The 8,770-nt window shown below is 55.1% G+C and carries 7 protein-coding genes; 6 read left to right on the plus strand and 1 reads right to left on the minus strand.

The annotated features are described in order from the left end of the window. Window positions 1–174: 174 nt before the first annotated feature. The 6 genes from RUMCAL_RS11520 (at window position 175) to RUMCAL_RS11545 (ending at window position 8,110) form a co-directional block, all read left to right on the plus strand. Window positions 175–408: an RNA-binding S4 domain-containing protein gene (locus RUMCAL_RS11520; RefSeq protein ID WP_040648104.1), complete on the plus strand. Its 234-nt coding sequence runs from the start codon at window positions 175–177 to the stop codon at window positions 406–408. Beyond that, on the plus strand, window positions 405–1,556 hold the full coding sequence (gene recF / locus RUMCAL_RS11525) for a DNA replication/repair protein RecF (RefSeq protein ID WP_021683074.1): 1,152 nt from the start codon (window positions 405–407) through the stop codon (window positions 1,554–1,556). The genes RUMCAL_RS11520 and recF overlap by 4 nt, the downstream gene beginning before the upstream one ends. A 169-nt stretch (window positions 1,557–1,725) precedes the next feature. Further along, window positions 1,726–3,672 carry a DNA topoisomerase (ATP-hydrolyzing) subunit B gene (gyrB, locus tag RUMCAL_RS11530; RefSeq protein ID WP_021683076.1) on the plus strand — a complete coding sequence of 649 codons (1,947 nt, stop codon included), beginning with the start codon at window positions 1,726–1,728 and terminating at the stop codon, window positions 3,670–3,672. A gap of 12 nt (window positions 3,673–3,684) precedes the next feature. After that, on the plus strand, window positions 3,685–4,218 hold the full coding sequence (locus RUMCAL_RS11535) for a hypothetical protein (RefSeq protein WP_021683077.1): 534 nt from the start codon (window positions 3,685–3,687) through the stop codon (window positions 4,216–4,218). A 256-nt stretch (window positions 4,219–4,474) separates the two neighbouring features. Then, window positions 4,475–7,123 (plus strand): DNA gyrase subunit A, encoded by a 2,649-nt coding sequence (gyrA, locus tag RUMCAL_RS11540; RefSeq protein ID WP_040648109.1) that lies wholly within the window; start codon window positions 4,475–4,477, stop codon window positions 7,121–7,123. Window positions 7,124–7,264: 141 nt separating this feature from the next. Continuing rightward, a complete protein-coding gene (locus RUMCAL_RS11545) occupies window positions 7,265–8,110 on the plus strand; it encodes a metallophosphoesterase (protein ID WP_021683080.1) in 846 nt (281 codons plus the stop codon). On the opposite strand, the gene RUMCAL_RS11550 is transcribed toward RUMCAL_RS11545, so the two are convergent. Next, window positions 8,086–8,535 carry a SpoVA/SpoVAEb family sporulation membrane protein gene (locus RUMCAL_RS11550; RefSeq protein ID WP_040648106.1) on the minus strand — a complete coding sequence of 150 codons (450 nt, stop codon included), beginning with the start codon at window positions 8,533–8,535 and terminating at the stop codon, window positions 8,086–8,088. The genes RUMCAL_RS11545 and RUMCAL_RS11550 overlap by 25 nt on opposite strands. Window positions 8,536–8,770: the final 235 nt, after the last annotated feature.

The following is an 8,770-nucleotide window of genomic DNA, read 5'->3' on the forward strand; positions in this document are numbered from 1 at the left end:
TATGCGGCAATGCATCACCCGAAGATTACACAAGCAACTTTCCTTCATAGATTCTTATCAACAAAAATCCCCCGGAGGGGCATACAGGCGGCTGCCGCCGCCGTAACACTACCCTTTTACAGTTGAAATTGGGGCGTAGGGTCAGCGGCGACTCGCCGCATGCAGGAGGTATATATGGCTGAAAATCAAGAACATATTTCTGTATCCATTCACACGGAATTCATTAAATTGGATTCCCTGCTGAAGTTCGCAGGACTTTGCGATACCGGCGGATTTGCCAAGGAACTGGTGCAGCAGGGAGCCGTGAAAGTCAACGGCGAAGTCTGCACCATGCGTGGCAAGAAAATTCGCCCGGGGGATACGGTATCCGTCGATAAATTTACGGTACAGGTGACGGCAGAAGCATGAAACTGACTGCCCTGTCCGTGGACGGCTTCAAGAATCTCAAGGGGGTTTCCCTGATTCCCGATCCGTCCTATAATCTGATTCTGGGCGAAAATGCACAGGGTAAGACCAACCTGCTGGAGGCGATCTGGACACTCACCGGCTGCCGCAGCTTTCGCGGTACGCGGGAACGGGACTATCTCCCCTTTTCCGGCGGCAATTTGCAGGTCGAAGCGAAATTCCAGGATGCCCGACGGGAACAGTCTGTCCGGCTGTGCATGGTTTCCGGTACCGTACCGGAAAAAAAGATCTGGTGCAACGATGTTCCCCAGAAAAGCAGTGCCCTGTTTTCCGTGTTCCACTGCGTCACATTTACGCCGGAAGACCTCTCTCTCGTAGAGGGCGGTCCGGAACGGCGGCGGACGTTTCTGGACTTGTGCAGTGCCCAGCTGCACGCCCCTATGCTGGGGCTGGTGCGGCGGTATCAGCTGGCGTTGCAGCAGCGAAATGCTGTGCTGAAACAACGGCTGCCGGAGACACAGGCGGCAGGACTTCTGGAGATCTGGGACAGACAGCTGGAACAGCTGGGCACCGAGATCGCCGTCCAGCGGGGCATCTACGTCCGGCGGCTGGCGGAAGTCTGCGTGCCGCTGTACGCCCAGATCGCACGGGGACGGGAAACCGTTTCCCTTCACTATCAGTCCAGCGTGTTCGGAAAAGACGCACAGGACACCCTGCCGGAAACGCGGACACCGGAACTGGTGCAGCAGTACGGCGAAAAAATGCGGCAGAGCCGCAGCTCTGACCTGCTGCTGGGACATACGGCAAGCGGGGCTCATCGGGATGACCTGCTCCTCGCCATTGACGGCAAGCCCGCAAAGGAATTCGGCTCGCAGGGGCAGAAAAAAAGTCTGGCTCTGGCTCTGAAGCTGGCACAGGCGGAGATCTACAGCAAACGCCGGAAAGAATCACCGGTGGTGCTGCTGGACGATGTCATGGGCGAACTGGACGAGGCTCGTCAGGCGGTGGTTTCCACCATCGTGCAGGAGATGCAGGTCTTTGTGACCACCTGTCACCCCGAATCCCTGCTTTCCCCAAAGAACGGCAAGCGGTTTTTGTTGAAAGACGGCATGCTGACCGGCGATGTGGAAAATCGTCCCGAAACTGCTTGAAATTCCGTTTTCCACAGACTGTTGAAAACGTTGTGGAAAACTTGTTTGAAGCTGTGAAAAAGGGAAATACACGGCGAATTTTTGTGGATTCCACAGAAGTCTGCCGTAAAAAGAAATCATTCGAAATCCAAACTACTCCCGCTTCGGCGGGAAATCGAGGGAATCAAATATGACAGAAGAAATGAAACAAAGTGCACAGAATTATACGGAGGATCAGATTCAGGTGCTGGAAGGTCTGGAGGCGGTTCGAAAGCGTCCGGGCATGTACATTGGATCGACTGGTCCCAAAGGACTGCACCACTTGGTCTACGAGATCGTAGACAACTCCATTGACGAGGCGTTGGCAGGATTCTGTACCGAAATTACTGTAGATATTCTGCCGGAAAATGTCATTCGCGTATCCGATAACGGACGCGGTATTCCGGTAGGCATTCACCCGAAAGAGGGCATCTCTGCGGCAACTGTCGTGTATACCATTCTCCATGCCGGCGGTAAGTTCGGCGGCGGTGGATATAAAGTTTCCGGCGGTCTGCACGGTGTCGGTGCGTCTGTCGTAAACGCCCTGTCGGAATGGCTGAAGCTGACCGTCAAGGACGGCAAACACGTGTATTTTCAGGAGTTCCACCGCGGCAGCTATGACGAACTGCTCCGTGTGATCGGGGACACCACCGAAACCGGTACCACCGTCGAGTTTAAGGCAGATGCAGAAATTTTCGAGGAAACTACTGAGTACGACTATGAAATTCTGCTGAAGCGGCTGCGGGAACAGGCGTTCCTGAATGCCGGTATCCGCATTGTCTTTTCCGACAAGCGGAACGAAGCAGAACCCCGCACGGAAGTGCTCCACTATGAGGGCGGTATCCGCCAGTTCGTGGAATATCTCCATCAGAAGCGTGGTCTGGAAGCCCTGTCGGAAGACGTGATCTACGTTTCCGGCATGGACGGCGACGCTTTCGCAGAAGTGGCTCTCCAGTACAACGATAGCTACAACGAGATGATCCTCTCGTTTGCCAATAACATTCACACCGCCGACGGCGGTACTCACGAGGTGGGCTTCAAGAATGCCCTGACCAAAGTCATCAACGAATACGGCAAAAAGTTCGGTCTGCTCAAGGACGGACAGAAGCTTCTGGGCGATGATGTGCGGGAAGGTCTGACGGCGATCGTTTCCGTCAAGCTGACCGAGTGCGAATTCGAGGGACAGACCAAGGGCCGTCTGGGTAATCCGGCAGTCAAGCCCTTCGTGGAGAAAATGGTCTTTGATAAGCTGATGAGCTACTTCGAGGAAAATCCCACCGTGGCACGGGCAATTTTCGACAAGAGCGTGTCCGCACAGGTGGCACGGGAAGCGGCTCGGAAGGCAAAGGAAACGGCACGCCGCAAGTCCGCCATGGAGAGTGCCTCTCTCCCCGGCAAGCTGGCAGACTGTCAGGAAAAGTCCACCGAGGGCACGGAACTGTATATCGTCGAGGGTGACTCTGCGGGCGGTTCCGCCAAGGAGGGACGTGACCGCCGCTATCAGGCGATCCTGCCGCTCTGGGGCAAGATGCTGAACGTGGAAAAGGCTCGTATCGACCGCGTTTACGGCAACGAAAAGCTGATGCCGGTCGTTACTGCACTGGGCACCTCCATCGGCGAGGACTTCGACATTCAGAAGCTGCGGTACGGCAAAGTCATCATCATGGCAGATGCCGATGTAGACGGTTCGCATATCCGCACCCTGCTGCTGACGTTCTTCTTCCGGTTCATGCGGCCGCTGATTACCAACGGCAACATCTATCTGGCACAGCCGCCGCTGTTCAAGGTGTTCAAGGGCAAGAAGTACAAGTACGCATTCGACGAAGCCGAACGGGACAAGTACATTGCGGAATTCGCCGATGCCGACGGCAGCACTGCCAAGGTCGGCGTACAGCGGTACAAAGGTCTGGGTGAAATGAGTTCCGAACAGCTGTGGGAAACCACCATGAATCCGGAAACCCGTTCCATGATCCGCGTGGACATGGAGGACGCAGAAAAGGCGGACGAAATTTTCACGATCCTCATGGGCGATAAGGTTGCTCCCCGTAAGGAGTTTATCGAGAAGAATGCACGCTATGTGCAGAATCTGGACGTATAAAGAGGAAATACCATGGAAAACACAACAACGCTGCCGGTATTCGACACCACTGCCCCGTATCACATCAAGCGGGAGTATTATCGGGACGGCTTCGCGGCATTTCAGAAAAAGTTTGTCATGAAACGCAGCTATGTGATGATGGCACTGTTTTTCATTCTGCTGGTGTCGTTCGTGGTGTCGGCAGTGGCAGACCCCAGCAATAAGACGGCATACTTTCTCATGATGATCTGCCTTGCGGCGATCTTTATGCTGTGGTACAACCCGCGGAAACAGCGTCGCATGGTGCTGGACGCGGTGCAGGAACTGGAATTCGAACAGTTCACCGCCTGCAATGACGGCAAGGTGCTGCGGATCCGGATCCAGCAGAGCGAGGACGAAACTGAGCAGATCCCCGAATCCCGAATCCCCCTGGCGACTGCCTATGTGCAGGAGTTCGAGGAATTTTATCTGGTCTGTGACGGCAAGAAGATGTTCTACGTGCTGCCGAAATCAGCACTGGAACAGTCCGCCGAAGCACTGCCGGAGCAGTCAGCAGAGGAAGCATGACTGTTTCACGTGAAACATAAGGCAATGCTGTATGATTCGGCTCCCTTGAAAAGGGAGCTGGCAGTGCGAAGCACTGACTGAGGGATTGCTTTGCAGTAATGGCACAGGGACAAACTGCCCTTTGTCCGTTGCTATGTCACCGAAAGCAGCCTGTGTTTCACGTGAAACACAAACCCATACGACAAAACACCCCGAAAGGGAAAAGGCGGTTTTGCCGCCGTGATAGGAATATAGAATGATGGATAATAACACTTCAATGGAAAAAGAAAATTTCTTTACCAACGGAAAACAAAAAATTACCCCCATCGAAATTGGTCGGGAGATGCAGGACTCGTTTCTGCAATACGCCATGTCGGTCATCGTTGCCCGTGCCCTGCCGGACGTGCGGGACGGTCTGAAACCGGTACACCGGCGGATCCTCTACACCATGTTCGAAAAGGGACTGACACCGGATAAGGCGTACCACAAGTGTGCGGATACCGTCGGTGCCGTGCTCGGTAGCTATCACCCCCACGGTGACGCGTCGGTTTATGATGCACTGGTACGTCTGGCACAGAGTTTCTCAATGCGGTATATGCTGGTAGACGGTCAGGGTAACTTCGGTTCCGTAGATGGCGATCCGCCTGCTGCTTACCGTTATACCGAAGCCAGAATGTCCAAGATTGCCTTGGAAATGCTGACAGACATTCACAAGGAAACGGTGCCCTTTGTCCCCAACTATGACGACCGCCTGAAAGAACCGGAAGTGCTCCCCTCCCGTTTCCCGAACATTCTGGTAAACGGCTCTGTGGGTATCGCAGTCGGTATGGCGACCAATATCCCGCCCCATAATCTGGGCGAGGTCATTGACGGCATTCATATGCTGATGGAAAAACCGGACTGCACCATGGACGAACTGATGACCTGTGTGCAGGGACCGGACTTCCCCACCGGCGGTATTCTCATGGGCAAAAGCGGTATCCGTGCGGCATATGCCACCGGTAAGGGCAAGCTGACGCTCCGCGGACAGACTCATTTTGAAAAGGTTCGCGGACGGCAGGCGATCATCGTGACGGAAATTCCGTACATGGTGAACAAGGCCCGTCTGGTGAAGTCCATTGCCGATCTGGCAAAGGATAAGCGGATCGAGGGCATTTCCCACATTCAGGACGAATCCAGCCGTGAGGGCATGCGGATCGTTATCGAACTGAAAAAAGATGCCAATGAGCAGATCGTGCTGAACAAGCTGTTTACCTATACCCAGTTGCAGGATACCGTCAGCGTCAATATGCTGGCGTTGGTGGGCGGTGAGCCCAAGACTTTGAGCCTGAAGCAGGTGCTGGAGGAATACCTGAAATTTCAGGTGGAAGTCATCACCAATCGTTCCAAGTTCGATCTGGAAAAGGCAAAGAAGCGTGCCCATATTCTCCAGGGCTTCCTGCTGGCGATCGACTATATCGACGAAGTCATTGCCATTCTGCGGGACAGCAAGACCGTTCCGGAAGGTAAGGCTCGCCTGATCGAGCGTTTCAAGGACGTGGATATGTCGGCTCTCCTCGACCGTGCACAATACGACATGGAGGGCTACCAGCTGGAACACAAGCAGGGGCTGACCGAGGAGCAGGCAGAGGCAATTGTACAGATGCGTCTGGGACAGCTGACCGGCATGGAACGGCAGAAAGTCACCGACGAACTGTATGCCCTGATCCAGAAGATCACCGACCTGCTGGACATTCTGGCAAATCGGGAACGGGTATACCAGATCATCATGGACGACCTCAACGAGATTCGCCGGAAGTTCGGCGATGCCCGCCGCACACAGATCGAAACAGTCGAGGGCGAAGTGGACATCGAGGATCTGATTCCGGTGGAGGACTGCGTAGTCACCTATACCGAGAACGGCTATATCAAGCGAATCCCTGCCGATGTGTACAAGAGCCAGCGGCGTGGCGGCCGCGGTGTCACCGGCATGAAACAGCGGGAGGAGGACTTCGTCAGCGAACTGATGATTAGTTCTTCCCACTCCCATATCCTGTTTATCAGCAATCTGGGAACCATGTATAAGCTGAAGTGCTATGAACTGCCGGAGGGTTCCAAGAATGCCCGCGGCACCAATATCGTGAACCTGCTGCCCCTGAACGCCGGAGAAAAGATTGCCGCAGTACTCACCACGCCGGACTTCGACGAGGGCAAGTATGTGGTCATGATTACCCGCAATGGTAAGATCAAGCGGACAGCACTGTCTGACTATAAGAACGTGCGGAAGAACGGCTTGATCGCCATTGGTCTGGACGAGGGCGACGAGATCGCCGCAGTGCGTCTGACCAACGGCTCCAACCGGCTGTTTGTTGCCACCCGCAACGGTATGGCAATTCGCATTGACGAAAGCGATGTCCGCCCCATGTCCCGTTCGGCACACGGTGTCAAGGCGATCACCCTGCGAAAGGGCGATGCCGTGGTATCTATGGCAAGAGAGCGTGAGGGTGCTTCCCTGCTGACTGTGACGGAAAACGGCTTCGGCAAAAAGACCGCCCTGTCAGAATACCGCATGCAGTCCCGCGGCGGTCTGGGACTTACCAACTACAAGGTGGACGAGGAACACGGTGCAGTCTGCGGCATTAAGGTCGTAGACGAAAGCGACGACCTGATGTTCATCTCCAGTGACGGCGTTATCATTCGTGTGGCATGCAGCGAGATTCGTGCCATGGGACGTGTTGCCAAGGGTGTGCGTGTCATGCGTGTCAACGAGGGACAAAAGGTAGTTGCCTTTACCCGTACCGAAGCGGCACAGGACGAGGACGATGCAGAGAGCCTTCAGGACGGCTCTGAACAGCCTGTTGTAACAGACGAGGCAATTCCTGTACGAGAGGCAGAAACCCCGTCAGAGGGCATCACAGACAGTTCTACAGACGAATCTGCGGAATGATCGGTGATGTACGACAACCGACAGACAACCAACAATAAAGAAACCAGCAGCGGCGGAATTTCTGCCGCTGTTGTTGTATGCGGCAGCAGGTCAGTCCGCCGCATGTTTCACGTGAAACAAACCACTTAAAAGAGGTGTACCATGATATTCTGGATTCTTTTCCTGCTGCTGATTCTGCTGGGCATCTGGTTCTGCATCGAGCAGCATGTTCTGCGGGTGCGGAAACAAACGCTCTCGCTGGAACATCTCCCTGCCGGCTGGGACGGCGTTTCCCTGCTGCAAATCACCGACCTGCACCACCGGCAAATGGGCAGGGGCAACTGCCGCATCATTCGGCAGGCACAGCAATTGCAGCCGGACGTGATCGTCCTCACCGGTGACATGATCTCGCGGGATATGCGGGACTTTCACGAAATCTCGTCATTTTTGCAGGCACTTTCGAAAATAAGCCCCACCTATCTCTGCACGGGAAATCACGAACTGGACTTGCCGCCGGAGGTGCAGCAGGAGTTCTGGGCAATGGCGGAGCAGGCAGGCTGTCACCCGCTGCGAAATGAAACGGTTCCGCTGGAAAAGTCCGGCTGTCCCCCGCTGTATCTGGCGGGAGCCGAACTGGCGTATGGGATCTATCGGGACGACAACCGCGGATTCCGGCACTTGCAGCCCTATACGGCGGACGACCTGACACAGGCTCTGGGCACACGGCAGGGCTGCACGGTGCTGCTGGCACATAATCCCCTGCTGCTGGACAGCTACGCCGGCTGGGGTGCAGATGTGGTGTTGTCCGGACACGTCCACGGCGGCATGGTGCGGCTGCCCTTTGTGGGCGGCGTGCTGTCGCCGGAGCGAAGATTTTTTCCGAAATATGACAAGGGGCTGTACGAGAAAGGCGGCACAAAGCTGTATGTATCCGGCGGCATCGGCAAGCCGCGGCTGTTCAACCCGCCGGAGATCAACATGATCTATCTGAACAGCGTCCAGAAATAATAGATCAGCCCGTATACCATGGAAGCGGAAGTGCCGTAGAGAATGACTGGCCCCGCAATGGCAAAAATGCGGGTGCCGATGCCGAGGACCCAGCCCTCTGTGCGTGCCTCAATGGCAGAGGAAACCACACCGTTTGCAAAGCCGGTAATGGGCACCAGCGTGCCGGCTCCGGCGTGTTTGCCCAGCTTGGCGTACCAGCCCAGACCAGTGCAGACTGCACTGACTGCCACCAGCCCGATAGAGATCCACGCGGCAGCTGTTTTCTGCTCCACACCGCAGAATTCCGTCAGAATATGGATACCGGCTTCGCCGATTGTACAGATCAGACCGCCTGTCAGAAATGCAAGAGGAATGTTTTTCCACGACTTGGATTTCGGGGCGGTCTGATTTTGCATGGTTTGATAGAGTTCACGACTGATTTTCATGAGAAGCCCTCCTTTTTCCGGAGTATGTGCAGTTTTGGTGCAGTTATGCGTGAAATTTTTGCTTGGGAATGTGTAAAGGGCGATGCCCGTATCACTCCGCGGAATCACAACAGCAGATTTGCTTATAAGCCTCCCCTGAAAGGGGAGGGGGACCAGCGAAGCTGGTGGAGGGGTTCCTACGTGAAATGTAACTTCTAGTGTTGCCATGTCAAAACCGTCCGGCGGAATTCGCTCG

The organism is Ruminococcus callidus ATCC 27760, from assembly GCF_000468015.1.
GTDB lineage: Bacteria > Bacillota > Clostridia > Oscillospirales > Ruminococcaceae > Ruminococcus_C > Ruminococcus_C callidus.

Excerpts from the sequence above, each read along its gene's own strand:
- RUMCAL_RS11535 (WP_021683077.1), top strand. The coding sequence starts at position 3,685 with ATGGAAAACACAACAACGCTGCCGGTATTCGACACCACTGCCCCGTAT.
- recF (WP_021683074.1), top strand. The coding sequence starts at position 405 with ATGAAACTGACTGCCCTGTCCGTGGACGGCTTCAAGAATCTCAAGGGG.
- gyrB (WP_021683076.1), top strand. The coding sequence starts at position 1,726 with ATGACAGAAGAAATGAAACAAAGTGCACAGAATTATACGGAGGATCAG.
- RUMCAL_RS11545 (WP_021683080.1), top strand. The coding sequence starts at position 7,265 with ATGATATTCTGGATTCTTTTCCTGCTGCTGATTCTGCTGGGCATCTGG.
- RUMCAL_RS11550 (WP_040648106.1), bottom strand. The coding sequence starts at position 8,535 with ATGAAAATCAGTCGTGAACTCTATCAAACCATGCAAAATCAGACCGCC.
- RUMCAL_RS11520 (WP_040648104.1), top strand. The coding sequence starts at position 175 with ATGGCTGAAAATCAAGAACATATTTCTGTATCCATTCACACGGAATTC.
- gyrA (WP_040648109.1), top strand. The coding sequence starts at position 4,475 with ATGGAAAAAGAAAATTTCTTTACCAACGGAAAACAAAAAATTACCCCC.